This is a genomic window from Cellulomonas sp. KRMCY2, assembly GCF_000526515.1.
Taxonomy (GTDB): domain Bacteria; phylum Actinomycetota; class Actinomycetes; order Actinomycetales; family Cellulomonadaceae; genus Actinotalea.
On sequence record NZ_JAGF01000001.1, the window covers coordinates 2,993,190 to 3,019,849 of the forward strand.

General features: G+C 71.7%; 24 protein-coding genes, 1 pseudogene and 1 riboswitch. Of the genes and pseudogenes, 11 read left to right on the forward strand and 14 right to left on the reverse strand.

Annotated features, from left to right (window positions below; all coding sequences use genetic code 11):
* Positions 1-5: 5 nt before the first annotated feature.
* Together aroA and K415_RS0114135 are read right to left on the reverse strand one after the other, a co-directional pair.
* Positions 6-1,367, reverse strand: a complete 1,362-nt coding sequence (aroA, locus tag K415_RS0114130) for a 3-phosphoshikimate 1-carboxyvinyltransferase (RefSeq protein ID WP_024287697.1) — start codon at positions 1,365-1,367, stop codon at positions 6-8.
* Between the two features lie 43 nt (positions 1,368-1,410).
* Entirely contained in the window at positions 1,411-1,935 is a 525-nt protein-coding gene (locus K415_RS0114135; protein ID WP_024287698.1) for a DoxX family membrane protein, read from the reverse strand.
* Positions 1,936-2,049: 114 nt separating this feature from the next.
* Here K415_RS0114135 and K415_RS22000 point away from each other — a divergent pair, with 114 nt between their 5' ends.
* Both K415_RS22000 and rsrA read left to right on the forward strand, forming a co-directional pair.
* A complete protein-coding gene (locus K415_RS22000) occupies positions 2,050-2,835 on the forward strand; it encodes a sigma-70 family RNA polymerase sigma factor (protein WP_024287699.1) in 786 nt (261 codons plus the stop codon).
* Positions 2,832-3,137, forward strand: a complete 306-nt coding sequence (gene rsrA, locus K415_RS0114145; protein WP_024287700.1) for a mycothiol system anti-sigma-R factor — start codon at positions 2,832-2,834, stop codon at positions 3,135-3,137. Before K415_RS22000 ends, rsrA begins: the two co-directional genes overlap by 4 nt.
* A gap of 82 nt (positions 3,138-3,219) precedes the next feature.
* Here the strand turns inward: rsrA and K415_RS25165 are convergent, their stop codons facing one another.
* Complete coding sequence (locus K415_RS25165) at positions 3,220-3,294, reverse strand: 50S ribosomal protein bL37 (RefSeq protein WP_155859599.1); 75 nt, start codon at positions 3,292-3,294, stop codon at positions 3,220-3,222.
* A gap of 185 nt (positions 3,295-3,479) precedes the next feature.
* Here K415_RS25165 and K415_RS0114150 point away from each other — a divergent pair, with 185 nt between their 5' ends.
* The 3 genes from K415_RS0114150 (at position 3,480) to K415_RS0114160 (ending at position 6,145) form a co-directional block, all read left to right on the forward strand.
* Positions 3,480-4,568, forward strand: a complete 1,089-nt coding sequence (locus K415_RS0114150; protein ID WP_024287701.1) for a type IV pilus twitching motility protein PilT — start codon at positions 3,480-3,482, stop codon at positions 4,566-4,568.
* 150 nt (positions 4,569-4,718) lie between these two features.
* A complete protein-coding gene (locus tag K415_RS0114155) occupies positions 4,719-5,537 on the forward strand; it encodes a DUF4097 family beta strand repeat-containing protein (protein ID WP_024287702.1) in 819 nt (272 codons plus the stop codon).
* Positions 5,537-6,145 carry a PadR family transcriptional regulator gene (locus tag K415_RS0114160; RefSeq protein ID WP_024287703.1) on the forward strand — a complete coding sequence of 203 codons (609 nt, stop codon included), beginning with the start codon at positions 5,537-5,539 and terminating at the stop codon, positions 6,143-6,145. Before K415_RS0114155 ends, K415_RS0114160 begins: the two co-directional genes overlap by 1 nt.
* 28 nt (positions 6,146-6,173) lie before the next feature.
* Here K415_RS0114160 and K415_RS0114165 read toward each other — a convergent pair whose 3' ends face one another.
* On the reverse strand, positions 6,174-6,782 hold the full coding sequence (locus K415_RS0114165; protein ID WP_024287704.1) for a GDSL-type esterase/lipase family protein: 609 nt from the start codon (positions 6,780-6,782) through the stop codon (positions 6,174-6,176).
* A 104-nt stretch (positions 6,783-6,886) separates the two neighbouring features.
* Positions 6,887-7,054, reverse strand: coding sequence for a hypothetical protein (locus K415_RS24065; protein WP_155859475.1), 168 nt, complete (start codon positions 7,052-7,054; stop codon positions 6,887-6,889).
* Positions 7,055-7,147: 93 nt separating this feature from the next.
* Here K415_RS24065 and K415_RS0114175 point away from each other — a divergent pair, with 93 nt between their 5' ends.
* Entirely contained in the window at positions 7,148-8,137 is a 990-nt protein-coding gene (locus K415_RS0114175) for a GlxA family transcriptional regulator (protein ID WP_024287705.1), read from the forward strand.
* Positions 8,138-8,200: 63 nt separating this feature from the next.
* Here the strand turns inward: K415_RS0114175 and K415_RS22005 are convergent.
* The 5 genes and pseudogenes from K415_RS22005 to K415_RS0114200 form a co-directional block, all read right to left on the reverse strand.
* Positions 8,201-12,066, reverse strand: a pseudogene (locus K415_RS22005) (multifunctional oxoglutarate decarboxylase/oxoglutarate dehydrogenase thiamine pyrophosphate-binding subunit/dihydrolipoyllysine-residue succinyltransferase subunit).
* A gap of 241 nt (positions 12,067-12,307) precedes the next feature.
* A complete protein-coding gene (locus K415_RS0114185) occupies positions 12,308-13,123 on the reverse strand; it encodes an ABC transporter permease (protein WP_024287706.1) in 816 nt (271 codons plus the stop codon).
* Entirely contained in the window at positions 13,120-14,133 is a 1,014-nt protein-coding gene (locus K415_RS0114190; RefSeq protein ID WP_369795232.1) for an ABC transporter ATP-binding protein, read from the reverse strand. Before K415_RS0114190 ends, K415_RS0114185 begins: the two co-directional genes overlap by 4 nt.
* Positions 14,130-15,218: a HAMP domain-containing sensor histidine kinase gene (locus K415_RS0114195; protein ID WP_024287708.1), complete on the reverse strand. Its 1,089-nt coding sequence runs from the start codon at positions 15,216-15,218 to the stop codon at positions 14,130-14,132. Before K415_RS0114195 ends, K415_RS0114190 begins: the two co-directional genes overlap by 4 nt.
* A gap of 1 nt (position 15,219) precedes the next feature.
* Positions 15,220-15,984 (reverse strand): response regulator transcription factor, encoded by a 765-nt coding sequence (locus K415_RS0114200; RefSeq protein ID WP_081785053.1) that lies wholly within the window; start codon positions 15,982-15,984, stop codon positions 15,220-15,222.
* Between the two features lie 200 nt (positions 15,985-16,184).
* Here K415_RS0114200 and K415_RS0114205 point away from each other — a divergent pair, with 200 nt between their 5' ends.
* The 3 genes from K415_RS0114205 to K415_RS22010 all read left to right on the forward strand — a co-directional run bounded on the left by K415_RS0114205 (position 16,185) and on the right by K415_RS22010 (position 19,626).
* Positions 16,185-17,528, forward strand: coding sequence for a hemolysin family protein (locus K415_RS0114205; protein ID WP_024287710.1), 1,344 nt, complete (start codon positions 16,185-16,187; stop codon positions 17,526-17,528).
* On the forward strand, positions 17,525-18,568 hold the full coding sequence (locus K415_RS0114210; protein WP_024287711.1) for a hemolysin family protein: 1,044 nt from the start codon (positions 17,525-17,527) through the stop codon (positions 18,566-18,568). The genes K415_RS0114205 and K415_RS0114210 overlap by 4 nt, the downstream gene beginning before the upstream one ends.
* 293 nt (positions 18,569-18,861) lie before the next feature.
* On the forward strand, positions 18,862-19,626 hold the full coding sequence (locus K415_RS22010; RefSeq protein ID WP_231494903.1) for a M15 family metallopeptidase: 765 nt from the start codon (positions 18,862-18,864) through the stop codon (positions 19,624-19,626).
* 84 nt (positions 19,627-19,710) lie between these two features.
* Here K415_RS22010 and K415_RS0114220 read toward each other — a convergent pair whose 3' ends face one another.
* The 3 genes from K415_RS0114220 to adhE all read right to left on the reverse strand — a co-directional run bounded on the left by K415_RS0114220 (position 19,711) and on the right by adhE (position 24,084).
* Positions 19,711-20,673: an aldose 1-epimerase family protein gene (locus K415_RS0114220; RefSeq protein ID WP_231494904.1), complete on the reverse strand. Its 963-nt coding sequence runs from the start codon at positions 20,671-20,673 to the stop codon at positions 19,711-19,713.
* 68 nt (positions 20,674-20,741) lie between these two features.
* Positions 20,742-21,212, reverse strand: a complete 471-nt coding sequence (locus tag K415_RS0114225; protein WP_024287714.1) for a hypothetical protein — start codon at positions 21,210-21,212, stop codon at positions 20,742-20,744.
* A gap of 133 nt (positions 21,213-21,345) precedes the next feature.
* A complete protein-coding gene (adhE, locus tag K415_RS0114230; protein WP_024287715.1) occupies positions 21,346-24,084 on the reverse strand; it encodes a bifunctional acetaldehyde-CoA/alcohol dehydrogenase in 2,739 nt (912 codons plus the stop codon).
* A 285-nt stretch (positions 24,085-24,369) separates the two neighbouring features.
* On the opposite strand from adhE, the gene K415_RS0114235 reads away from it, so the two are divergent.
* Positions 24,370-24,849 carry an Hsp20/alpha crystallin family protein gene (locus K415_RS0114235; protein WP_024287716.1) on the forward strand — a complete coding sequence of 160 codons (480 nt, stop codon included), beginning with the start codon at positions 24,370-24,372 and terminating at the stop codon, positions 24,847-24,849.
* Between the two features lie 21 nt (positions 24,850-24,870).
* On the opposite strand, the gene K415_RS0114240 is transcribed toward K415_RS0114235, so the two are convergent.
* Positions 24,871-26,124 (reverse strand): MalY/PatB family protein, encoded by a 1,254-nt coding sequence (locus K415_RS0114240; RefSeq protein WP_081785054.1) that lies wholly within the window; start codon positions 26,122-26,124, stop codon positions 24,871-24,873.
* A gap of 157 nt (positions 26,125-26,281) precedes the next feature.
* A riboswitch (cyclic di-GMP riboswitch) is annotated at positions 26,282-26,358 on the forward strand.
* A gap of 17 nt (positions 26,359-26,375) precedes the next feature.
* Between K415_RS0114240 and K415_RS0114245 the strand changes: the two genes are divergently transcribed.
* The gene (locus K415_RS0114245) at positions 26,376-26,606 is read left to right on the forward strand and encodes a BldC family transcriptional regulator (RefSeq protein ID WP_024287718.1); all 231 of its coding nucleotides are present in this window, start codon (positions 26,376-26,378) and stop codon (positions 26,604-26,606) included.
* The last annotated feature ends 54 nt before the right edge of the window (positions 26,607-26,660 follow it).

Sequence of the window (26,660 nt, forward strand, 5' to 3'; positions counted from 1 at the left end):
GGTGCTCATCGGCGGGCCAGCATCGCGGTCCACATGGCCACGAAGTCCGGCAGGGTCTTGGCCGTCGTGGCGATGTCGACCACCGTGACACCCGGTACGCGCAGACCGATCAGCGCTCCGGCGGTCGCCATCCGGTGGTCGTGGTAGGTCTCGAAGCGGCCGCCGTGCAGCGGTCGAGGTGTGATCACCAGGCCGTCGGCGGTCTGCTCCACCTGCCCGCCGAGGCGGGTGATCTCGGTCGCCAGAGCGGCGAGCCGGTCGGTCTCGTGACCCCTGATGTGGCCGATGCCGCGCAGGCGGGTGGGGGAGTCCGCGAGCGTCGCCAGGGCGGCGACTGTCGGTGCGAGCTCACCGGCCGCCTTGAGGTCGACGTCGATGCCGTGCACCGCACCGGTACCGCTGACTGCCAGGACGTCGCCGTCGAGCTCGCACCGCGCGCCCATCGAGGCCAGCAGGTCGGGCAGGAGCGCGCCCGGCTGGGTGGTCCGTCGGGGCCAGCCCGGCACCCGGACGGTTCCGCCGGCGACCAGGGCAGCGCACAGGAAGGGCGCGGCGTTGGACAGGTCGGGCTCGACCCGGACGTCGCGCGCGGCCACCGGTCCGGGGCTGACCTGCCAGATGTCCGGCCGCGAGTCGTCCACGTGCACGCCGGCAGCGCGCAGCACCGCGACGGTCATCTCGATGTGCGGCAGGCTCGGCAGGGTCCGTCCGGTGTGCCGCAGGGTCACACCGCGCTCGAAGCGCGCCGCCGCGAGCAGGAGTCCGGAGATGAACTGGGAGGACCCGCTCGCGTCGACGTCGACCAGGCCACCGTCCAGGGAGCCGGTCCCGGTGACAGTGAACGGCAGGGTGCCACGTCCGTCGTCGGACACGTCGGCGCCGAGGTCGCGCAGGGCCTGCAGGACCGGACCCATCGGGCGGGCGCGGGCCTGCTCGTCACCGTCGAACCGGACCGGACGGCCGAGCAGGGCAGCCACCGGCGGCAGGAAGCGCATGACGGTCCCGGCGAGGCCGCAGTCGATGTCGACCGGCGCGCTCGGCAGGCGTGCGGAGCCGAGCCCGGTCAGCGGTTCGACCGACCAGTCGGTCCCGTCCCGGAGCACTGTCGCGCCGAGGTGCTCGAGGGCCCGCGCCATCAGCAGCGTGTCGCGGGAGGCCAGCGCTCCGCGGAGCCGGCCCGGCCCGTCGGCGAGGGCCGCGAGCACGAGGTAGCGGTTGGTCAACGACTTGGAGCCCGGGACCTCGACCACGGCATCCAGCGGCCGGCTGCCGGCGAGCGGAGCGGGCCAGTCAGGTGACACCCGTGCGCCGGTGGGCACAGCAGGTGCCGGGTCGGTGCTCAGGGGCCTCAGGTGCTCGGACGACATGTGTCCGAGGTTACCGGGCGTCGGGGCCCGTCCCGCCGGAGCCTCAGGCCGATGCGCGCCGCGCGTGCCGCAGGTCGGCCCGTGCCGCGCGCGCAGCCTCGGTGAGGGTCTCCTTGGCGTGCTTCGCGGCCGCCCGGTCGACCTTGGCATGCTCGACCCGCCAGGCGACGCCCGGCCGACCCTCACGATCGAGTCCGACGATCAGGGCCCCACCGATCATCGACAGGTTCCTCAGGAACCGCTCGCGGTACTCGGCCCGGTCCCTGCCGAAGGGGTGGTTCACGACGGCGAGCGGCACGGCGAGCGCCGCGAGTGCCAGCGCTGCGGCGCGCGGGGCCTTGCCGCTCGCGAGCATGAGGCCGGCGACGGCCGTGGTGACACCGTGCGCGCGGACGAGCGTCCGCATCCGGGCCGTCGGTGGCGGCGCGGGTATCGATGCGCGAGCCGCGAGCTGGCGCCAAGTGGTCTCGGCATGATGCACGTGCGTCTGCGGTCGCCGAGCGGCGTCGACCCCCTCCGCGACGAACCACGCGGCGAACAGTGGCCTGGCGATCCGACGGACCAGCATCGGTGGCTCCCTTTCCTCGACCTGACTGCACGCTAACGCCTCGGCAGCCACAGGGCGCGGCAGTTCGACGATCCGGCGGGAATGGAGCGGCGTGGTCACGGCGTTCACCCTCGCATGAGCCTGTCCCTGCTGGCCCCGTGCCTGCCGTCGGACGTCGCCGAGCCTGGCGTCGTCGGGGGCATCGGCAGGGCCGCGAGCCGGGCGACGGCCACACCGTGGGGTGTGCTCCGCGGGTCGCCGGCACGACCGTCGACGTCGGGTGCGCGAGGGCTAGGCTCACAGGTGATGACTGAGGACACCAACCGCGCGCCGTCGGCCGAGGACGCCGCCGCCCGCGTCACCCGGTTCGAGACGGACGCACTGGTCTACGTCGACCAGCTGTACTCGGCCGCGCTCCGGATGACACGCAACCCCGCGGACGCCGAGGACCTGGTCCAGGAGACGATCGCGAAGGCCTTCGCGGCCTTCCACCAGTACCGGCCGGGCACGAACCTCAAGGCGTGGCTCTACCGGATCCTGACGAACACGTTCATCAACACCTACCGCAAGAAGCAGCGCGAACCCCTGCAGTCCGCGGCCGAGGACATCGAGGACTGGCAGATCGCCCGAGCTGCCTCGCACACCTCGTCCGGCCTGCGTTCGGCTGAGGCGGAGGCGCTCGACAACCTGCCCGACTCGGACGTCAAGGAAGCCCTGCAGGCCATCGGGGAGGACTTCCGGATCGCCGTGTACCTCGCTGATGTCGAGGGATTCGCGTACAAGGAGATCGCCGAGATCATGGGAACACCCATCGGAACCGTGATGTCGCGGCTGCACCGCGGGCGTCACCAGCTGCGTGAGCTCCTGACCGACTACGCGCGCGAGCGCGGTCTCGTGCCGGCCGAGGGAGCCGGATCATGACCGATGCGACGCGACCGGGGCCGGCCGACGGCGGTTCGGCCGACGGCTCCGTTCCGGCCGACTGCTCCGAGGCGCTGTCCCGGCTCTTCGAGTTCCTGGACGCCGAGGTGGACGAGCTCGACGGGGACCGGATCCGGCAGCACCTCGCGGACTGCGAGCCGTGCCTGGGCGAGTACGACATCGAGCAGCATCTCAAGAGCCTGGTGCGTCGTTCCTGCCACGACGTCGCGCCGACCGAGCTGCACCTACGGATCCGTCAGCAGCTGACGGTTCTTCGGGGCGAGGTCCAGGACCGCGGCTGAGCAGGCTGCGTCCGTCGTCCGTCCGACCGTCCGTCCGACGAGAGTCGGGCGGTGGGACCCTGCGGTACCCACCGCCGACGACTCACGCGTTGGGACGGTTGCCGTGATTCGCGGCGCTGCCCTTGCGGGAGCGGCGCTTACGACCGCGCTTGCTCATGAATGCTCCTTGCTCTGATCCGCCAGGGAGTGCTCCCGTCGGCGGCGTCCATGGTCCCACACCCCGACCCCTCGGTGCGCACCGGTCCGGCGGGACCGGGTCCCGGGCGAGAGGCCGGACGGGACTCCGGGTCCGATCCGCGCAATTCGTTCAAGTCCGGGCGTCCGACGCCCGATCATCTGAGAGTGACCGCTCAGCCTCAGTCCGTCATCCCGCTCCTGCACGCCCTGGCCAGCAGTGGCGGCTCGGACCTGCACTGCAAGGTCGGCTCGAGCCCGCGTCTGCGGGTCGACGGCAGGCTACGCAGGCTGCAGGTGCCGGAGCTGCGTCCGGAGGACACCCGCGCCATGGTCGCTGAGGTGCTCCCGGCCGAGCTGCGCGAGGAGTTCGACCGGACCCACGAGGCGGACTTCGCGTACTCGCTCAGCGGTGTCGGACGGTTCCGCGTCAACACCTACCAGGCACGCGGCACGCTCGCCCTGGTCTTCCGGCGCGTCTCCGTCGGCGCGCAGACCATCGAGGAGCTCGGCCTGCCGGGCGTCGTCGGCGAGCTGGCGCTCGAGCCGCGTGGCCTCGTGCTGGTCACCGGCCCGACGGGATCCGGCAAGACGACGAGCCTCGCCTCGATGGTCGACCTCATCAACACCTACAAAGAGGTCAACATCGTCACGATCGAGGACCCGATCGAGATCCTGCACCGCGACAAGAAGTCGATCATCTCCCAGCGCGAGGTCCGCTACGACACGGCTGACTTCACCGCCGCGCTGCGTGCTGTGATGCGGCAGGACCCGGACGTCATCCTGGTCGGCGAGATGCGCGACGTCGAGACCGTCCGTGCGGCGCTGTCGGCGGCCGAGACCGGCCACCTGGTGCTGTCCACACTGCACACGATCGACGCCCAGGAGACGATCAACCGCATCGTCGACTTCTTCCCGCCGCACGAGCAGAAGCAGATCCGCGGTGCGCTCGCCCAGGCGCTGCGCGGCGTCATCTCCCAGCGCCTGGTCCGCCGGCACGACGGCTCGGGCCGGGTCGCGGTCGTCGAGGTCCTGGTCAACACCGGTCGCACCGCCGAGGCGATCCTCGACCCGTACAACTCCCCGCCGCTCGCGGACCTCATCGCCGAGGGCGAGTACTACAAGATGCAGACCTTCGACCAGCACCTGTTCCAGCTGGTCCGGGACGGGATCGTGACCTACGAGGACGCCTGCTCGGTCGCGAGCAACCCGCAGGACCTGACGGTCGAGCTGCGCGGCGCGGGGATCGCGCACTGAGCGCCTGAGCCGTCGCCTGAGCACCGTGCGGCGCCGAAGCCGTGCACGTGCGCGGGTCCGCCGGCCTGCGGCACACCCGCCCTTGCGTCGGCTCAACTCGAGATATATCGTGTTCTAGGACGCGATATATCTCGACTTGTGGAGGCTGTTGTGGAAGGTGAGTCCTGGGTCGTCGCCGGCCCGCAGATCATCGAGGTCGACGATGTCCGTGACGTCCGGGTCGCACTCATCGGCGGCCGGGTCGACGTCGTCGGCCGGGACGAGCCGGGTGCCCGGATCGAGGTGCACCGGGTCGACGGACGGCCGCTCGAGGTAGGCCTCGAGAACGGCGAGCTGCGGGTGGGCTACAGCTTCACCCTCAGCGGCTGGGAGGGGTTCCTCGACAAGTTCCGCAACGTCCAGGCCAAGGACGCCGCCGACGTGCACATCGCCGTGCACCGGGACGTCGCCGTCAAGCTCGCGACGCTCAGCGCCGAGGGCCTGCTGGCGAACATCGTGCAGAGCGCATCGGTCTCGACGGTCTCCGGCTCCGTCGTCACGGACGGGACCTGCGGCACGCTCACGACCAACGCGGTGTCCGGTGACGTCGCTGCCCGCAACCACACCGGTGACCTGCGGTCGAACTCCGTCTCGGGTGCCGTGACCGCGCACGGGGCCTTCACCCAGGCCGCCGTGACCACCGTCGCCGGCACCGTGACCCTCGACGCGACGAGAGCTGTGGGCGTGACCGCGCAGACCGTGTCCGGAGACGTCACCGTGCGGCTGCCGGCCGATCTCGGCGTCACGGTGTCCGCCCGCAGCGTCTCGGGCCGGGTCGTCGTGGACGGTCTGGAGCGCAGGGGTGAGGGTCCGATCCGCGGTTCGGTCGACATGGTCACCGGGGACGGCGCGTGCCGGATCGCGGTCAAGACCGTCTCGGGTCATCTCACGGTGCTCCGCGACGCGGTCCACGCAGGCGGGGTCGCCTGATGTCGCCGGTCTTCGCCCACGGACAGCTGCGGCTGTACCTGCTGTCGCTGCTCGACTCGGGCCCCAAGCACGGCTACGAGCTGATCACTGCGCTGTCGGACCGCTTCGGTGGCACCTACCGGCCGAGTCCCGGGACGGTCTACCCGCGCCTGGCGCGGCTCGAGGAGGAGGGGCTGGTCCGGCGCTCCGACGACGGCCGCAAGGGCACCTACGCGCTGACCGACGCCGGACGTCTCGAGCTCGCGGCGCGCAGCGACGACCTCGCCGCCCTGGAGGAAGGGCTCGCAGAGACGGTACGGAGCCTCGCAGCGGCGGTGCGCGACGACGTCCGCGGTTCCATGGCCGGGCTGCGGGCCGACCTTGCTGCGGCCGCCCAGCAGGCACGGGCCTCCGCGGTGCCGACGACGTCACCGGCGGCCGAGGCACGCGGACAGGCGCACCTGCGCCGGGCCGAGGCGGAGGTGCTGCTGCACCGGTTCCGGGACGAGCTGCGGGCCGACCTTCGCCGGGCCGAGGCGCAGGGTGCGATCGAGCAGCTCACCGTCGACACGGTGCGGACGGTGCTGGACAGCGCGCTCACGGCCGTTCGCGCGACGCTGCGGCCCTGACGCTCCGATCGCGTCGTGGGCGCGGCGCTCAGACGGCGTCGTCCGGCAGGCCGAGCCAGCGCTGCCAGCCGGTGTGCAGCACGAGCCACGCCATCAGGCCGTAGCCGGCTTGACCCGGGGTGTGCCCGTCCCCGCTCGCGAGGTCGGCGAGCCACTGCTCGTGGCGGGCCAGCGGTGCGTAGGTCTCGACGTAGGGCACCCGTCGGCGCTGGGCGACGTCGGCGAAGGCCGCGGACAGCTCCGCCTGCTGGTCCGGGTCGCCCCGGTCGCCCGGCGGCGGCCCGACCACGAAGGTGGCGAGCCGCAGGGACTCCGCGACGTCGAGGATGTTGGCCAGGTTGAGCCGACTGCGGGCCAGGGACATCCCCACCTCGAGGTCCGCGCTGCCCAGTCCGATGACGAGGTGGTGCTCGCCGTCGGCTGCCTGGGGGCCGAAGCGCGGGGAGGTCTCGGCCTCCCAGCGTGCGCTGAGTGCCGTGGTCGTCTCCTGCGGCACCGCGAGGGTCATCACGAGCGGGGCCGGGGTGAGGGGAGTACGTGCGGTCACCCGGCCGACCCAGCCGAGGGCCTTGGGGTCGCCGACGCCGGCGACGAGCTCGTCGCCGATGACGCAGATGCGCAGTGCGCGGTCCGTCACCAGGTCCTCCTGCAGTTCAGCGGGTTGCTGACTGCCAGTCTCCCTGACGGTGGGCTCTTGCTGCGGCACCGACGCGCGTCGCGGCCCGCGCGGGGTGCGACCGGTCAGCGCTCGAGCGGCTCGAACGGCGTCCCGCTGGACCAGGGCAGGTGCGAGGGCGGCGGGGACCGGTGCCCGCGGCCGTCGGCCCGGACGGACCGCACGACGACGAGGACCAGTGCCGCCAGAGCGATCACGGGGAGCGTCAGGAGGGCCAGGTCGACGACGGGCATGGCACAAAGTCTCGGACCGTTGCCTCTCCGCCACCATTGGCTGATGTGCCAGTATCCATCGACTTCCTGCCAGTCGCGTGCGAGACTCCTCGGATGCTCGACTCCGTCGCTGTGATCGTGCTGCCTGGTGTCGCCCCCTTCGAGCTCGGGGTGGTCTGCGAGGTGTTCGGTATCGACCGCCGGGACACCGGTGGGCCGGTGTTCGACTTCCGGGTGTGCACCGAGGTGCCGGGCGTCGTCGCGGCCAAGGCGGACTTCGACCTGGTGGTCCACCGCGGGCTGGACGCCGCTGCCGGCGTCGACCTCGTCGTGGTCCCCGCCTACGGGGACGACGTCGAGGTGTCCGAGGTGGTCCTCGACATCCTGCGCGACGCCGAGGCGCGGGGCGCCTGGCTGCTCAGCGTGTGCAGCGGCGCGTTCGCGCTCGGTCGGGCCGGGCTGCTCGACGGGCGGCGGTGCACGACGCACTGGATGCACACCGACGCGCTCGCCCGTCGGCACCCGCAGGCCGACGTCGACCCGGCCGTGCTGTACGTGGAGGACCGCGGCGTCGTGACCAGCGCCGGGACGGCGGCGGGGATCGATGCGTGCCTGCACCTGGTCCGGCGCGAGCTCGGCGCGGTCGCGGCGGCGGCCATCGCCCGCCGGATGGTGGTCCCGCCGCATCGCGACGGGGGTCAGGCCCAGTACATCGACCTGCCCATGCCCAGCGGCGACGGCGAGCTCGCACCGGTGCTGGCCTGGATCGGGGCGAACCTCGAGGCCGAGATCACCGTCCCCGTCCTGGCACGCCGGGCCAGGATGTCCGAGCGCACGTTCGCGCGGCGGTTCCGCGCCGAGACCGGCACGACGCCCGCCGGCTGGACGGCCCGTCAGCGCCTGCTGCGTGCCCAGGAGCTGCTCGAACGCACCGACCTGCCCGTGGAGGAGGTCGGTCGTCGGTCCGGCTTCGGCGGAGCCGCGGCGCTGCGGCACCACTTCGCGCGGGTCCTGGACACCAGCCCGCAGGCTTACCGCAGGCGGTTCGCCTGCGTGGACGAGGCGAGCGCGGACGTCGGCGGCGCGAACGACGCTGCGTCCTGACCGCGTCTCGTACCGACCGGTCCCGACCCGTCCCGACCGGTCCGGACCCCGACGCCCTGGCCCTCAGCGGGCGAAAGCCTCCTCGACCAGCGCGATCTGCTCGGCAGCGTGCTTCTTGCTCGAGCCCGCCGCGGGCGACGCCGACGCGTGCCGGGAGACCCGGCGCAGCTCCCGGCCCAGCGCCGCCGGCAGGTTGAGCCGCACGAAGGTCCACGCACCCTGGTTGGCAGGCTCCTCCTGGACCCACACCAGCTCGGCGTCACCGTGCTGCGCGATCGCATCGGCCACGTCGGCCGGGTCGAGCGGGTACAGCTGTTCCAGGCGGACGATGGCCGTCCGGGTCTCGGCAGTCGCGGCGCGGTACGCCAGCAGGTCGTAGTAGACCTTGCCCGAGCACAGCAGCACCCGGTCCACGGCCGCGGGGTCGGGCAGCGACGTGTCGGCGATCACCGGCTGGAAGGTCCCGGTGGTGAACTCCTCGACCGACGAGGCAGCGGCCTTCAGGCGCAGCATCGACTTGGGCGTCGCGACGATCAGCGGCCGGCGCGGGCGGGCGTAGGCCTGCCGGCGCAGCAGGTGGAAGTACGACGCCGGGCTGCTCGGTGCGGCGACGGTCATGTTCTCCTCGGCGCACATCTGCAGGAACCGCTCGACGCGGGCGGAGGAGTGGTCCGGACCCTGGCCCTCGAAGCCGTGCGGCAGCAGGAGGACGACCGATGAGCGCTGCGCCCACTTCTGCTCGGCCGAGGAGATGAACTCGTCGATGATCGTCTGGGCGCCGTTGACGAAGTCCCCGAACTGCGCCTCCCAGAGCACGAGCGCATCCGGCCGCTCGACCGAGTAGCCGTACTCGAAGCCCAGCGCGGCGAACTCGGACAGCGACGAGTCGTAGATCCAGAACTTGGCCTGGTCGCTCGACAGGTACACCAGCGGGGTCCACTCGGCGCCGGTGTCCCGGTCGTGCAGGACGGCGTGCCGCTGGACGAACGTGCCGCGCCGCGAGTCCTGGCCGGCAAGGCGGACGGGGGTGCCCTCCAGGAGCAGCGAGCCGAACGCGAGCAGCTCGCCGTAGCCCCAGTCGATCCCACCGTCGCGGGACATCTGCTCGCGCTTCTCGAGCAGCTGCTGGAGCTTGGGGTGCACGGTGAAGCCGACCGGCGGGCGGACGTGGGAGCGGCCGATCCGCTCGAGCACCTCGGTGTCGACCGCGGTCCGCCAGCCGACCATGATGCCGGCGTCCTCGAGCTGGGACTCCGGCTTCTCGAGGCCCGCGATCGGCTCGCTCGTCGGGGGCGGCGTGTAGGTGTCCTCGCGGGTCTCGGTGAACACGCGTTCGAGCTGGGTCTGGTAGTCCTGCAGGACCTGTGACGCCTCGTCGACGGTGATGTCGCCGCGGCTGACCAGCGCCTCGGTGTACAGCTTGCGCGCGGAGCGCTTGGCCTCGATCAGGTTGTACATCAGCGGTTGCGTCATCGACGGGTCGTCGCCCTCGTTGTGCCCGCGACGGCGGTAGCAGATCATGTCGATGATGACGTCGCGGTCGAACTGCTCGCGGAACTCGAAGGCGAGCTCGGCGACCCGGACGCACGCCTCCGGGTCGTCCCGTTGACGTGGAAGATCGGGACCTGGAGCCCCTTGGCGACGTCCGTGCAGTAGTACGTCGACCGTGACGAGGACGGGCCGGTCGTGAAGCCGACCTGGTTGTTGACGATCACGTGCACCGTGCCGCCCGTGCGGTAGCCGCGCAGCTGGGACAGGTTGAGGGTCTCGACGACCACACCCTGCCCAGCGAACGCCGCGTCGCCGTGGATCAGGATGGGCAGCACGGAGAAGCCGTCGCCACCCAGGTCGATCCGGTCCTGCTTGGCCCGGACGATGCCCTCGAGCACCGGATCGACGGCCTCGAGGTGGGACGGGTTGGCGGCGAGGTAGACCTGGGTCGTGGCCCCGGACTCGGAGGTGAACGTGCCCTCGGTTCCGAGGTGGTACTTGACGTCACCCGAGCCCTGGACGCTCTTGGGGTCGAGGTTGCCCTCGAACTCGGCGAAGATCTGGCCGTAGCTCTTGCCTGCGAGGTTGGCCAGGACGTTGAGCCGGCCACGGTGGCTCATCCCGACGCAGACCTCGTCCAGGCCGTTCTCGGCAGCCTTGGACAGCACGGCGTCGAGCAGCGGGATCAGTGACTCGCCGCCCTCGAGCGAGAAGCGCTTCTGACCGACGAACTTGGTCTGCAGGAAGGTCTCGAACGCCTCCGCCGCGTTGAGGCGGCGCAGGATCCGGAGCTGGTCCTCACGGGGTGTCCTGGCGTACCCCGACTCCAGGCGCTCCTGCAGCCAGCGCCGCTGGCGCGGGTCCTGCAGGTGCATGTACTCGACGCCGATGGTGCGGCAGTAGGAGTCCCGGAGCAGGCCGAGGACCTCGCGCAGCTTAGCCTTCGGCTTGCCGGTGAAGCCTGCGGTGGGGAACACCCGGTCCAGGTCCCACAGGGTCAGACCGTGGTTCTGGATGTCCAGGTCGGGGTGCTTGCGCTGGCGGTACGCCAACGGGTCCGTCTCGGCCATCAGGTGGCCGCGTGAGCGGTAGGCGTGGATCAGCTCGGCGATCCGGGCCGGCTTGGCCAGCTCGGTGTCCTGGTCGACGGTGTTGTCCCGCACCCAGCGCACCGGCTCGTAGGGGATCCGCAGGGAGGTGAAGACGCGGTCGTAGAACCCGCCCTCACCGAGCAGCTTCGCGCCGACGATCCGCAGGAAGTCGCCGGACTGCGCGCCCTGGATGATCCGGTGGTCGTAGGTCGAGGTCAGGGTCAGGACCTTCGAGACGCCGAGGCGGGCCAGCTGCTCGTCCGACGCCCCCTGGAACTCGGCCGGGTAGTCCATCGCGCCCACGCCGACGATCGTGCCCTGGCCCGCCATCAGCCGCGGCACCGAGTGCACCGTGCCGATCGTGCCTGGGTTGGTCAGGGAGATCGTCGTCCCCGCGAAGTCGTCGACGGTGAGCTTGTTGCTGCGGGTCCGGCGGACCAGGTCCTCGTAGGCGGCCACGAACTGGCCGAAGTCCATCGAGTCCGCACCCTTGATGTTCGGCACGAGCAGCTGGCGGCTGCCGTCGGGCTTGGCCAGGTCGATCGCCAGCCCGAAGTTGACCTGCCCCGGCTGGGACACGGCGGGCTTGCCGTCCAGCATCGTGTAGCCCGCGTTCATCACGGGCATGTCGGCCAGGGCCTCGACGACCGCGTAGCCGATCACGTGGGTGAAGGAGATCTTGCCGCCACGGCTGCGCGCGAGGTGGTTGTTCACGATGATGCGGTTGTCGACCATGAGCTTGGCGGGCACGGCCCGGACCGAGGTCGCGGTCGGGACCTCGAGGCTCGCCTCCATGTTCGCCACGACGCGGGCGGCCGGTCCGCGCAGCCGCTCGACGGACGGCTCGGAACGGGGCTCGGCGCGCATCTGGCGGGTCGCCGCGACCTCGGCGTACGGGGCGGTGGCCGGCTGGGCGACCGACACGGGGGCCGTGATGGACGCGTCGGGCTCACGCGGTGTGCGCGGGGTGGCCTGGGCCGGTGAGCGCTGGGCCTGCGCGTCGGGTGCCGGTCGTTCGGCCGGGTCGGTCGGCGCGGGGCTCGGGATGGCCGGCGATGCCACTGTCGGGGTGTGGAAGGCGGCACCTGCCGGCTCGGTGCCGGCGGGGATCGGACCGGTCGCCGGTCGCGGTGCCGCCGGGGCGGGCGACGCGTCGGCAAGGGCCTGGGGCCTGGTCCGAGCGGAGGACGGTGGCTCGGACCGCGAACGGTAGTCCTCGAAGAAGTCCCACCATGCGGGGTCGACCGAGTCCTTGTCCGTCAGGTACTGCTCGTACAGCTCGTCGACGAGCCATTGGTTGGCACCGAACGCTGCACGCGCTGCGTCGTGCTCAGCCTTCTGGGACACGCGAGGATCGCCCACTTCCACCCCGGACCTTGGACCGTTGTCACGGACCTTTCCGTGTCTCACCCTAGGCCACCTGCCGTGGTCCGCAGCGCGGTGCGCCGCAGGTCGTGGGCGTGGCACGGCTTCGGCCTGGATCGGGTCGACCGGCGGCAATGGCGACGCAAACCGGAGCCCGGCCGCACCTCAAGAAGGCCATGGGACGGTCTGCTGCCGATGGTTCAGCGGTCAGGTGCGGTCCCGGTCAGGTGACGTCCCGCCGGAGCCTCGTGAACCGGCCGATGGCCGAGAGGACCGCCGCATAGGCGAGGAGCACGAGGAGGCCCTGCCACCACTCGAGCAGCTGCACCCCGCCGGCGCTCATCATCGAGTAGATGCTCCCGCCCGCGATCGCGTCACCGGCTGCCCCGGGGAGGTAGCGGGCGATCCCCTCGGTCACCGGCCACACGGCGAGCACCAGGCGAGCGACGGGCTCGACGAGCTGGGTGAAGCCGAGGATGACGACGATCGCGGCGACCTGGTTCGGCAGGACGGCCCCGAAGCCGACGCCGACGACCGTCCAGACCGCGAGCGCGACCACGGACAGCACGATGCCGCGTCGGATCTCCGGGTCGCCGAGCAGCGTGTCGCCGCCGGCGACGGCGATCGCGCCGGCGCCGGTCGCGACGGTCGCGACGACGCCGACGACGCCGAAGACGAGCCCGATGACGAACGAGGCCCCGAGCTTCGCGAGGAGCATGATCGTGCGCGACGGCCCGGCGAGGAAGGTCGGCGTGAGGGTCTGGTACCGGAACTCGTTGGTCACGAGCAGCGTCCCGACGATGAGCGGGAAGGCGTAGCCGATCGACGTCGCGACCCCGTAGGTCGACGAGGCGATGACGGCGTCGGTGAGCAGCAGGGGGTCGGCGCCCTGTCCGGCGCCGGTGTCCCTGGCCGTGTGCATCGAGAAGCCGAAGGCCGCCGCCGTGAACGCCACGTACCCCGCGAAGGAGATGAGCAGGATCCACCACATCCGGGTCGTGACGATCTTGCGGTACTCGCTGAGCAGGGCCGCCTTCATGCCGCACCTCCGGTGACGTCGGTGCTCGCGGTGAGGCGAAGGAAGATCTCCTCGAGGCCGATGTCCCGGGTGGCGAGCTCATGCAGCTCGAGACCGTCCCGGAACGCCGCTGCGCCGACCGATGCCGTGTCGACGTCGTGGACGACCAGCGCACCGGGTCGTCCCGGCGCAGGGACCGACCGGCCGGGCCAGCTCGCCTCGACCAGCGCGGCGAGCCGTCCGGGGTCCGGGGAGGCGACGAGCACCTCACGCCGGGTGAGCGCGGCCAGGTCCGCGAGCGACGACGCGTGCACGAGACGTCCGTCGGCGATGATGATCACGTCGTCCACCGTCTGCTGCACCTCGGAGAGCACGTGGCTCGAGATGAGCACCGTCCGTCCCTCGCTCGCCAGGAAGCGCAGGAACGCGCGCAGCCAGGCGATCCCCCCGGGGTCGAGGCCGTTGGCCGGTTCGTCGAGCATCAGGACCCGGGGATCGCCCAGGAGGGTCGTCGCGAGCCCCAGCCGCTGCCGCATCCCGAGCGAGAAGCCGCCGGCGCGCCGGTTCGCGACGTCGGTGAGCCCGACCAGCTCCAGGACCTCGTCGCAGCGGCTGTCCGACACCCCGGCCTGCGGTGCGTAGACGCGCAGGTGGTCACGGGCGGACCGGCCGGGGTGGAAGCTCGCGGCCTCGAGCGCGGCGCCGACGATCCGTTGCGGGCGCGGCAGGTCCCCGTAGCGGTGGCCGCCGATCGTGGCCGTGCCGGCGGTCGGGTGCACGAGGCCGAGCAGCATCCGCAGGGTGGTCGTCTTGCCGGCGCCGTTGGGGCCGAGGAAGCCCGTCACGCGGCCCGGCTGGACCGTGAAGGACAGGTCGTCGACGGCCTGGACCTCGCCGAAGCGCTTGGCGAGGTGATCGACCCTGACCACGCCGTCCGTCTCGTGCCCGGCCGAGTGCCGGGCCGACCGGGACGCTGCGGGTGGGTTCGGGGAGGCTGGATCCACCGGGCTCGGCCCTGTCTGCTCGCTCACCCGCCCACCGTAGCGGCGGGCGACGGTCCGCGTGGGTGGTCCAGCGGAAGGGTCACGCGCATGATGCACCCGGTCCGCGAGTCGGCGACGTGCACGGTGCCGCCGTGCAGCTGCACCGCCCACCGGACGATCGCCAGCCCGAGGCCGGTCCCGCCGGTGCTGACCTGGCCCGTCTGCGCCGGTGCGTTGCCGCGGGTGAACCGTTCGAAGACCCTGCGCCGGTCCGCCGGGGCGATGCCGGGCCCTTGGTCGACGACGTCGATCACGACGCCCCCGCCTGCGCGTCGGGCCTCGAGCCGCACCGTCGCCCCCGACGGCGAGTGTCGCACCGCGTTGTGCAGGAGGTTCGCCACGACCTGGTGCAGGCGCTCGGCGTCGGCCGGGACGGTCAGGTCGGTCGGCTCGACGTGCACCTCGAAGGTCAGGGCTTTGTCCGCGGCGACGGGTGCCGCCGCGGCGGCAGCGTCCTGGAGGAACGCGCCGAGCGGCACCTCGGTGATGTCGAGGCCGACAGCGCCGGCCTCGATCCGGGAGAGGTCGAGCAGGTAGCCGACCAGGCGGCCCAGCCGCTCGGTCTGGTCGAGGGCCGCCTGGAGCGTCGCCTGGTCCGGCGCGCTCACGCCGTCGACCATGTTCTCGAGCTGGGCGCGGAGCGCTGTGACCGGGGTACGCAGCTCGTGGGAGACGTTCGCGACCATCTCGCGGCGCAGCAGGTCGACGTGCTCGAGGTCGTCGGCCATCGTGTTGAACGCCTCGGCGAGCTGACCCACCTCGTCGCGGCTCGTCGCACGGACCCGCTGGGAGTAGTCACCGCCCGCCATCGCGCGGGCAGCCGCCGTCATCTCGCGCAGGGGTGAGGTCATGCCGCGGGCCAGGAACTGCACGGCGATCACCGAGACGACCACCGCGAGCGGGAGGGTACGGCTCGGCCCCAGGTGGTAGTGCAGGCCCAGCCAGGTGATGAACGCGGCGAGCGTGACCGTCGCGGTCACGAGCACACCGAGCTTGATCTTGATGGACGAGAGGCGGTCGAGCGGGCGGACGTCGGGCAGCCGCCCCCTGACCGCGTGCCGGGGGCTGGTCACCTCAGTCGTCGGCCGGCTCGAACGCGTAGCCCACGCCGTGCACGGTCCGGATCAGGTCGGCGCCCAGCTTGCGGCGCAGCGCCTTGACGTGGGAGTCGACGGTGCGGGTACCGCTCGCGTCGACCCAGTCCCAGACGTCGGCCAGCAGGCGCTCGCGGGTGAGCACCGTGCGGGGGCTCTGGGCGAGGGTCACCAGGAGGTCGAACTCGGTCGGCGTCAGGTGCACCGTCTGCCCGTCGCGGGCGACGCGTCGTTGCGCGCGGTCGATCACGACGTCGCCGAGGCTCATCGCGGGCTCGGCCGTCGCCTGCTCGGCCAGCCGGGCCGAGCGCTCGACCCGCCGCAGCAGGGCCTTGGTCCGGGCGAGCAGCTCGCGCATCGAGAACGGCTTGGTCATGTAGTCGTCCGCGCCGACGCCGAGGCCCACGAGCATGTCCGTCTCGTCGTCGCGGGCGGTCAGCATGATCACGGGCACCGGACGGTCGAGCTGGATGCGCCGGCAGACCTCCAGGCCGTCGATCCCCGGGAGCATGACGTCGAGGACGACGACGTCCGGCGCCAGGCGCGCCGCAGCGGCGACCCCGCTCAGCCCGTCGGACGCGATCTCGACGCGCCACCCCTCGGCGGCCATCCGGTGGGCGATCGCCGTGGCGATCGCCGGCTCGTCCTCGACGACGAGGACCGTGACGGGCACCGCGTCCAGGCCGTTGTCGGAGGATGACGGGGCTCTGCCGGCGGAGGGGCTCTGGCTGGGGGTCGCTGCCATGACCCCAAGCGTGGCACACGACTCCGTTATGCTCGGTGAACGATGACCAGCTCAAGTCCGGGCCGGTGCGCGCTCGACGCCACCGGCTCACCCCAGCTCCTGACAGACGACCGGCCCCGCAGGGCGGCCACCACCCCCGCTCCGGCCCGCACGTACCGTCTCGCCGTGCGCCCGCGTCCTTCGACCAGGACGATGGCCCCATGCTGAGCGACTGGCTCATGGTCCTGCTCGGCGTCGTCCTGACGATCGGCACGGCGATCTTCGTCGCTGCCGAGTTCGCGCTGGTCACGCTCGACCCGGGCCTGGTGGAGCGTGCGACGGGTCGCGACCCGGACCGCAGGTCGCTCTCGGTGCGCAAGGCGCTGTCCCACCTGTCGACGCAGCTCTCCGGCGCGCAGGTCGGCATCACGCTGACCACGATCCTGCTCGGCTACACGACGCAGCCTGCGCTCGCAGCACTCCTCGGCGACTGGCTGGGGTCGACGGCCCTGGCGCGCGGCGCCGTCGCGGGAGTGGCCGGCGTCCTGTCCCTCGTCCTGGTCAACGGCTTCTCGATGCTCTTCGGCGAGCTCGTGCCGAAGAACATGGCACTGAGCGCGCCGCTGCCGACCGCCCGGGCCGTCGCCCCGATCCAGCGCGGGTTCACCGCCGCCCTGCACCCGGTCATCTCGGTGCTCAACGGCAGCGCCAACGCGTTGCTGCGCCGGGTCGGCGTCGAGCCGCGCGAGGAGCTGTCCGGCGGGCGGTCCGCCCAGGAGCTGATCGCCCTGGTGCGCCGCTCGGCCGAGATCGGCACCCTCGATCGCGGCACCGCGACCCTGCTGACCAACTCGATCGAGCTCGACACGCTGACCGCTGTGGACGTGATGACCGACCGGACGCGCCTCGAGGTCGTCCGGCGTGACGACACCGCGGCGGACGTCATCGCGCTGGCCCGGTCGACCGGGCACTCGCGGTTCCCGGTCATCGACACGTCGCACGACGACATCGTCGGGCTCGTGCACCTGCGCCGGGCCATCGCCGTGCCGTACGACCGACGACCCGACGTGCCGGCCGCGGCCCTGATGGACGACGCGCCCCGGGTCCCGGAGACCGTTCGGCTCGGCCCGCTGCTCGTCGAGCTGCGTGAGCACGGCATGCAGATGGCTGTCGTCGTCGACGAGTACGGCGGGACGGCCGGCGTCGTGACGCTCGAGGACGTCATCGAGGAGCTCGTCGGTGAGGTCGCCGACGAGCACGACCCACGCCGTGCCGGGGTGCACCGGACGGCCGACGGCTCGTGGAGCGTGCCAGGGCTGCTGCGTCCCGACGAGCTCGCCGAGGCGACCACCCTGGTGGTGCCGGACGACGGCGCGTACGAGACGCTCGGTGGCCTGGTGATGGCGGGGCTCGGCCGGCTCCCGCATGCGGGGGACGAGGTCGTGGTGCCCGGCGTGGTGCTGCGGGTCGAGCAGATGGACGGCCGGCGGGTGGACCGGTTGCGGGTGCGTCCCGCCCACGTCGACGTCGGCACCGACGACGCCGGGACGGAGGGCAGGTCATGAGCACCGGCCTGGCGATCGCCCTCGGCATCGTCCTGCTCGCGGCCAACGCGTTCTTCGTCGGCGCCGAGTTCGCGATCATCTCCGCCCGACGCAGCTCGATCGAGCCCCTGGCGGCGGCCGGCTCGCTGCGCGCCAAGGTGGTCCTGTGGGCCATGGAGCACGTCTCGCTGATGCTCGCCTGCGCCCAGCTCGGGATCACCGTGTGCTCGACGTCGCTCGGTGTGGTTGCCGAGCCGGCGATCGCGCACCTGATCGAGGACCCGCTGGTCGCGGTCGGCCTGCCGGCCGAGGCGAGTCATCCGGTGGCGTTCGTGGTCGCGCTCGGCATCGTCGTGTACCTGCACGTCGTGCTCGGTGAGATGGTCCCCAAGAACCTCGCTGTGGCCGGCCCCGACAAGGCAGTGCTCTGGTTCGGCCCACCGCTGGTCTGGATCGCGCGGGCGGTCAGCCCGGTGATCACCGCGCTCAACTGGCTGGCGAACCACATCCTGCGCTCGGTGGGGATCGACCCGAAGGACGAGGTGGCCTCGGCGTTCACCGCCCAGGAGGTGCAGTCGATCGTCGAGCGGTCCCAGGCCGAGGGGCTGCTCGACGACGCCCAGGGTCTGCTGGCAGGTGCGATCGAGTTCTCCGACCGGACGGCGGTCGACGTGATGATCGCGGTGCAGGACCTCGTGTCCGTCCCGCTGGGGTGCAGCGTCGCCGACGTCGAGCGTCTCGTGGCCCGGACCGGGTTCAGCCGGTTCCCGGTGACGGACCCGACCGGTGCGCCGGTCGGGTACCTGCACCTCAAGGACGTCCTGTACGCGACGGCCGACGAGCGGGACGAGGCGGTTCCGGCCTGGCGGGTGCGCGCGCTCGCGCAGGTGCAGCCGGACGACGAGGTCGAGGAGACCCTGGCGGCGATGCAGCGGACCGGCACGCACTGCGCTCGCGTGGTCGTCGACGGCGCAGCCGTCGGGGTCGTGTTCCTCGAGGACATCCTCGAGGAGCTGGTCGGCGAGGTTCGGGACGCCATGCAGCGCGGGCAGCTGCACTGATGGGCCTGAACAACGCCTGGCGCGCCTCGAACCGGGGCGGTGCCCGTTCTCCACACAACCTTGACAGCGTTCCCACGATCAGGACCTTGGACTACTTGGAACCTGAGCGCTGGTCCGTTACTGTTTCGTAATCACCGTATGGCGTGCGTCGGGAATCCCCCTGTGCCGATGACGCCTGCGGAGCGCTCCCACGGCCGCCGTGGTGGTGCACGGTCGTTGGCAGGCCCCGCGCAGGCGGGCAGCAGTCCGGAGGTCTCGTGGAGCAAGGTCAGGTGCGGTCACCGGAGTCATCGGTGACCTCGTTGACCTCTCGTCGAGCCCTGCGCGACCCCCAGAGCTCACGCCTCCGTTCGGGCTGGCTGGCCCGTTGGGTCCCACGGACCGCAGTGCTCGTGGCGCTGGCCTCCGCGACGATCGCGGTTCCCCTCGCCGACACGGCCTCGTCCCAGACCGACGCCTTCGCCGCGGCCGGCCCCGTCGGCTATCCCTCGGCGGTCGACGTGCTCTCCTCCGCGCAGCCGACCTCGACACCGACCTCGTTGCTCGCCGCCGTCCGCGGCGCGACGCTCGTGTCGGACACGTCGAGCCGGTCCTTCGAGCGCAACCCGCTGCCCGGCTGCGACGGCGAGGCCCGCGAGGCAGGGTCCAACGGGCAGGTTCCCGCATCGGACCTGTGCACGCTGTGGGACGGTCGCCAGATGCTGCGCGGGGACGCCGCCGTGGCGCTCGCCGAGCTGAACAAGAACTTCAACGCAGCCTTCGGCCGCGACATGTGCATCACGGACACGTACCGCACGTTGTCCGAGCAGCGACGGGTCGCTGCCACCAAGCCCGGCCTGGCGGCAACCCCGGGGACGTCCAACCACGGCTGGGGCCTGGCGATCGACCTGTGCACCTCGGAGAACCGGCTCACCTCGGTGATGTCGTGGCTCGCCGACAACGGACCGACCTACGGCTGGGACAACCCCGACTGGGCTCGGCGTGGCGGTTCGGGCGCCTACGAGCCCTGGCACTGGGAGTACGTGCCGGGCACGACGGCCCTCGGCACCAACTACTGAGCCGCCAGCGCTGCTGAGCTGCCCGAACACTGAGCGGCCCGAGCTACTGAGCGGCCGGCTCCCGCGCCGCAGCCCCGCCCGGCGTCACAGGAGCGTCGCGCCCCAGGTGACCTCGTGCCGCTGCCCCGGTGCGAGCATGACGAGGCGCTCGCCGGTGCGGAACGCGTCGGCGATGCAGCTCATCGGCTCTGCTGCCACCCCGGTCCGCCGGTAGTCCACCGCGCCGATGTGGTCGCCGGTGCAGATCTGCCAGGTGTCCATCGACTCGTCCATCCACACGGCGGCCGTCCTGCCGTCGGGTGCGGCGACCTGGATCCAGGACAGCCCCTGCTCGTCCCGCACGACGTCGACGTACGCGTCGTCGAGATCGAGACCCCGCAGCGAGCGCGGTTCGCGCAGGTCGTACGAGCCGGTCGCCGGCGTCGTCCCGGTGGGCAGCAGTCGCTCGTCCACGGTGACCCTGGTTGCGGCGTCCAGGCGCACGGTGCAGTCGTCGAGCGAGGCGTCACCGGGGGAGAGCCACGGGTGGAAGCCGATGCCGTACGGAGCAGACCGCGTCCCGAGGTTCGTCGCGGTCGCCTGCACGTGCAGTCCCGCGGCCGTGAGCCGGTAGGTGATCCCCAGGAGGAGGTCGAACGGGTAGCCGCCGCTCGGCGCGAGCCGCAGCTCGAGGCTGACCGCCTGGTCGGCGGCGTGCGCGGCGTCGGTCGGACCGGGGTCGACGACGCTCCAGCGCTGCCACATGGCCAGTCCGTGCAGCGCCGTGCCGAGCGCAGGCTCGCTGATGTCCAGCTGGTGCTCGACGCCGTCGACGGTGTACCGGCCGTCGGTGATCCGGTTGGGCCAGGGGGCCAGCACGGCACCGTGGCCGGCCGGCGCCGTCTCCTCCTCGCCGAACGGCGTGAACACGTCCCGACCGCCGACGGCGTACCGCCGCACCTTGGCGCCGACGTCGGTGACCGTCAGCTCCTGGTCGTCGAGCCGCAGGTTGATCTGGTGCCCGGACAGCGGGGCAGGGGTCGTCGATGACGTCAGGGGAGAACTCACGGCCGACACGCTATCGTCCGTGCGGACGCCGGCGCCCGCCGAACGACCCAGGCACGCCGACCCGGCACTCAGCCGACCGCGTCGAGCTCGCCGGCGAGCCGGTCGATCTGGTCGGCAAGGGCCTCGAGAGCGCTCTTGACGGCTCCCTCGGTACCGGCAGCGGCGTCGGCCAACCCGGTCCGGGCCTGGTCGAGGGATGCGCGCGCGTCGGCCACCGCTGCGTCGGCGTCGGGCCCAGCCGTCTGCGCGCTCGCCTCGACGGCCGCGCGCGCCTCGTCCAGCGCACCCGACGCGGTCGCAACGGCCTGCTCGACGGCCGCCCGTGCCTCGGCACTGAGCCCCGTGGCGTCATCGATCGTGGTCTCGGCGTCCTCGAGCGTGCCACGCGCCTGGTCGACGCCCTCCTGGACCTCCTGGGTCAGGCGGCTGAGGTCGACGTCCGGGACGTCGTCGGCCAGGCCGCACCCGGCCAGGAGCCAGATGGTCGCAGCGGCCAGGACGGCACGGGCAGGTGTGGTGGCGGTAGGTCGGGGTCGCATGACGCTCCTCGGAGATCGTGGGGGAGTCACAGTGTCTCCTGCTTCGTCGGCTGCTCGTCTCCTGCGCAGGGCGGCCGCGCGGCCCGGACGCAGATGTGCCCGCTCGCGCGACCGAGCGGGCACACCCGGTGCGTCAGGACGCGGAGTCAGTCTCCTGGGCGGACTGCTCCGCCACACCTGCCGCCGTGCGCCGGTAGCGCACGTCCTCCAGCGACGTCCCGTAGTACGCCGCGGTCATGAGGTCCTTCATGTCGTCGAGCATCGGCATCCGGGGGTTGGCCGGCGCGCACTGGTCCTCGTACGAACGCATCGCGAGGTCGTCGAGCTTGCCGATGAAGGCCTGCTCGGAGACACCCTGGGCTGCGAACGACTGCGGGATCCCGACGGCGTCCCGCAGCTTCTCGACGGCGAGGGCGTAGGACTCCACGCCCTCCTCGGGCGTCGAGCACGGCAGGCCGAGCATCTTGGCGATCTCGGCGAAGCGCTCGGGAGCGACGTAGTGCTCGTACTTGGGCCAGCTGGTGAGCTTCGTCGGCACGGTGCCGTTGTAGCGGATCACGTGCGGCAGGAGCGTGGCGTTGGTCCGGCCGTGCACCAGGTGGAAGGCCGAGCCGATGGTGTGCGCCATCGCGTGCACGATCCCCAGGAACGCGTTGCCGAACGCCATGCCGGCGATCGTGCCCGCGTTGTGCATCTTCTCGCGGGCGTCGACGGCGGCCTCGCCGCCCTTCACCGACTCCTCCAGGTTCTGGAAGATCAGCCGGATGGCCTGGAGAGCCATCCCGTCGGTGAAGTCGTTGGCGTAGACCGAGACGTAGGCCTCGGTGGCGTGGGTCAGCGCGTCGAAGCCTGAGTCGGCTGCGAGCGAGGCGGGCATCTTGCCGGTCAGCGCCGGGTCGATGATCGCGACGGTCGGGGTCAGGGCGTAGTCCGCGAGCGGGTACTTCACGCCGGTCTTCTGGTCCGTGATGACCGCGAACGGCGTGACCTCGGCACCGGTGCCCGAGGTGGTCGGGATGCAGACGAGCTGCGCCTTCTCACCGAGGACCGGGAACTTGAACGCCCGCTTGCGCACGTCGAAGAACTTCTCGCGCATGTCGGCGAAGACGATCTCCGGGTGCTCGTAGCGCAGCCACATCACCTTGGCGGCGTCCATCGGGGAGCCACCACCCAGGGCGATGATCGTGTCCGGGTTGAACTCCCGCATGAGCTCCGCGCCACGGTCGACGGTGGCGATGGACGGCTCCGGCTCGACCGAGTCGATGATCTGCAGGGCGATCTTGTTGGGGCGGCGGGACAGCACGTCGAGGATCTTGTCGACGAAGCCCAGCTTGGTCATGGTCGCGTCGGTGACGATCGTGACCCGGTTGATCCCGGCCATGTCCTCGAGGTAGCGGATCGCGTTCGGCTCGAAGTACGTCTTCGCCGGAACCTTGAACCACTGCAGGTTGTTGTTCCGCCGGCCGATCCGCTTGATGTTCACGAGGTTGACCGCCGAGACGTTGTTCGAGACCGAGTTCGCACCGTACGAGCCGCAGCCCAGGGTCAGCGAGGGGATGAACGCGTTGTAGATGTTGCCGATGCCACCGAGGGAGGCCGGCGAGTTCCAGATCACCCGGATCGCCTTGACGCGACCGCCGAACTCCTCGACCAGCTCTGCGTCCTCGGAGTGGATCGCTGCGCTGTGCCCCATGCCGTCGAACTCGACCATCTGCTCGGCGAGCTTGATGCCGTGCTCGCGAGACTCGGCCCGCAGGACGGCGAGCACGGGTGCGAGCTTCTCGCGGGTCAGCGGCTCGGCCGGTCCGACCTTGGAGACCTCGGCGAGGATGATCGACGTGTCGGCGGGGACGGAGAAGCCCGCGTGCTCGGCGATCCACTGCGGGCTCTGCCCGACAACCGAGGCGTTCAGCTTGGCACCGGCGCAGTTCGCGGACTCGGCCGTGACGCCGAAGATGAACTCCTCGAGCTGGGCCTTCTCGGTCGGGCTGCAGCGGTAGGCGTGCAGGCGGTCGAACTCGGCCATCGCCGCGTCGTAGATCTCGGTGTCGAGGATCACGGCCTGCTCGGACGCGCAGACCATGCCGTTGTCGAAGGCCTTCGAGAGCGTCACGTCGTTGACCGCGCGCTTGAGCTTCGCGGTCTTCTCGATGTAGGCCGGGACGTTCCCCGCACCGACGCCGAGGGCGGGCTTGCCGCAGGAGTACGCGGCCTTGACCATCGCGTTGCCGCCGGTCGCCAGGATCAGCGCGACGCCGGGGTGGTTCATCAGCTCGTTGGTCGCACCGATCGACGGCGCACCGACCCACTGGATGCAGTGCTCGGGGGCGCCCGCTGCGATGGCTGCGTCGCGGACGATCTTCGCTGCGGCCACCGAGCTCTGCTGGGCCGAGGGGTGGAACGCGAAGATGATCGGGTTGCGGGTCTTGAGGGCGATCAAGGACTTGAAGATCGCTGTCGACGTCGGGTTGGTCACCGGCGTCACGCCACAGATCACGCCGACCGGCTCGGCGATCTCGATGATGCCGTGCAGGTCGTCCCGGGCGATGATGCCGACGGTCTTGAGGTCGCGCATCGAGTTCGTCACGTGCTCGCACGCGAAGATGTTCTTGACGGCCTTGTCCTCGAACACGCCGCGGTGGGTCTCGGCGACCGCGAGCTTGGCGAGCTGACCGTGCTGGTTCAGCGCCGCGACGGACGCCTTCTTGACGATGTGGTCGACGTCCTCCTGGGTGAAGGACGCGTAGGCGGCCAGCGCCTTCGTCGCGCCGGCGACCAGTGCGTCGATCGCTGAGGACGGCGTTGCCGGGGTCACCCGCTCGGCGACGGTCGCGGTCTCGGGGGTCTTCGTACGGACGGTTCGTGCGCTCACGGGGATCTCCCGGTCATGGTCGGTGATGGAGGGGATCGCCCTTGACCCACCTACGACGGTAGGTGGCTGACGTGTCCGGATCGCGTGCCAAAGGTCCTTGGGTGGCGGTGCCACGAATCGCGGTGGCTGTGCTCCCGGCTGGGCTCTGGACACCGTCGGGGGCTGGCACTCTCGGTAGCAGAGTGCTAAGAAAGGAGTGTAGCCGCCTGGTGCGGAGGCAGTCCCTCCGCCCGGGCTGACGCCGTGCCCCGGAGGGTCCGGGGCACCTTGTGGGAGGTGATCTGCGTGGCTACCCGTTACGACCCGTTCGCCGACACCGCGCGCTGGATGGACGAGATCCTCGGGTCCGTCCGGCAGGCAGCGACACCGGCTCTGCCCGGGATGCCGATGGACCTGTACCGGTCCGGCGACCACTACGTGCTGCACATCGACCTGCCGGGCGCGGACCCGGGCAGCGTCGACGTCAACGTGGAGGACCGCACCCTGACGATCAGGGCGGAGCGGACGGCACACACCGACGCGGACGTCCAGTGGCTGGCGCGCGAGCGGCCGTCCGGCACCTACGTCCGGCAGCTGACGCTGGGCCGAGGCCTCGCTCTCGACGTGATCGAGGCCAGCTACGCCGATGGCGTCCTGACCTTGACGATCCCGGTCGCCGAGGAGGCCAAGCCGCGGCGGATCGAGATCCAGCACGCGCCGTCCCGGACCGTGATCGGCTCGGCCGGCACGCCGGCACCGGCGCTGGGTGAGCAGCCGACGACCTGACCAGGCCGTCGCGACCGGAGGTCAGGCTGAAGGGTCGAGGCAGGCGGCGATCCGCCGTCCGGCCTCGACCACCAGCGGGCGGGGCATCGCGAGGTTGAACCGGACGAAGCCCCGCCCGGCCCGACCGCAGGCCGCGCCGTCGGTCAGCGCCACCCCGGTGCGTTCGCCGATCCATCGCGCGAGGTGGTCGTGCGGCGCGTCGGGCGACGCCGCCAGTGCCGCCCGCAGGTCGAGCCAGGCCAGGTAGGTGCCCTCCGGCGGGACGTGACCGATCTGTGGTGCCCGCTCGGCCAGGACGTCGGCCAGCGCGGCACGGTTGCCGTCGAGGTGCTCGACGAGCGCGCCGAGCCAGGGCCGGCCGTCGCGGTACGCCGCTGTGTTGGCGACCACGCCGAGCGTCGAGGCGCCATGCGTCGCGAGCATGTCGAACGACGCCCATCTCGCCTCGTCCGCGTCGTTGCTCAGCAGGATCTGCGCGCACTTGAGCCCGGGGATGTTCCACGCCTTCGACGCTGAGGTCGCGGTCACGGTGTGGGCGGCGGCAGCTGGTGAGATCGAGGCGTAGGGGATGTGCCGCGCGCCCGGGTAGACCAGCGGCGCGTGGATCTCGTCGGAGAAGACCCGCGCACCGTGCCGGTCGACGACCTCGGCCAGCGCGGTGAGCTCGCTGCGCGGGTAGACCCGACCGGTCGGGTTGTGCGGGTTCGTGAGGAGGACGAGGTGCCCGCCGGCACGGATCGCATCGGCCAGGGCGTCCAGGTCGAGAGTCGTCCGCCGGCCGTCCGGTACCAGCGGCACCTCGATGACCTCGCGGCCCCACTCCTGCGGAGCGGTGACGAACGGCATGTAGGCCGGTGTGGGCACGATCACGGGCGAACCCGGTCGGGAGAAGTGCTCGATCGTGATGCGCAACGCCTCGAGCACGTCGGCGACCGGCTTGACCCACCGTGGTGGCACGTCCCACCCGTACCGCTCGCTGTGCCATCGCGCGCAGGCGTCGGCCAGCTCGGCGCGCAGGGCCGGGGGGAGGTAGCCGAACGCGCCGGCCTCGGTCGCGGCGTGCAGCGCAGCGGTGACGGCCGGCGCCGTGCCGAAGTCCGACTCGGCCACCCACGCGGCGATCTCGGTCGGGAAGGCCGTCCACTTCAGGCTGCCCCGCCGACGCAGCGCACCGGCGTCGAGCCGGTCGAGGTGATCGAGCAGCGCGAGCGGGTCGAGCGGCGCCCGTCGGTCGAACCCGTCCGGTACCTGGTCCAGCTCGGCGGATCGACTCATCCCCGCAACCTAGCCCGGCGGACGTGGTGTGCTCGAACCTCTCCGATGGGTCGAGGGCACCACAATCGACCCCGAATCACGCGCGAACGGGTGAAAAACCCGGGAAACGCCGTCCTGGCTTTGCGTGGATGTCCGGATTGTGTGACCCTGTCCGTGTCAGCGACAAGGGCAAACCCACCGCGAGGTGGGGACGCAGAGCCAACGGGACCCCATGGGTCGGCCGGGCACACCGAACGACAGGAGCGCACATCATGTCCTCACAGACCGCGCAGTCCGCAAACCGCACCGCCGCCCCCGGCGCTCTTCTCACTCCTTCCGAGGTCGCGAGCATGTTCCGCGTCGACCCGAAGACCGTGACGCGGTGGGCCAAGGCCGGCAAGCTCTCGGCCATCCGGACGCTCGGTGGCCACCGCCGCTACAGCGAGGCCGAGGTCCGCGGCCTGCTGACCGGCGTCCCGCAGCCCCGGGCCAGCGAGGACTGACAGGCTTGACGAGGGCCCCACCCGACTCGACGGGTGGGGCCCTCGTCATGTCCG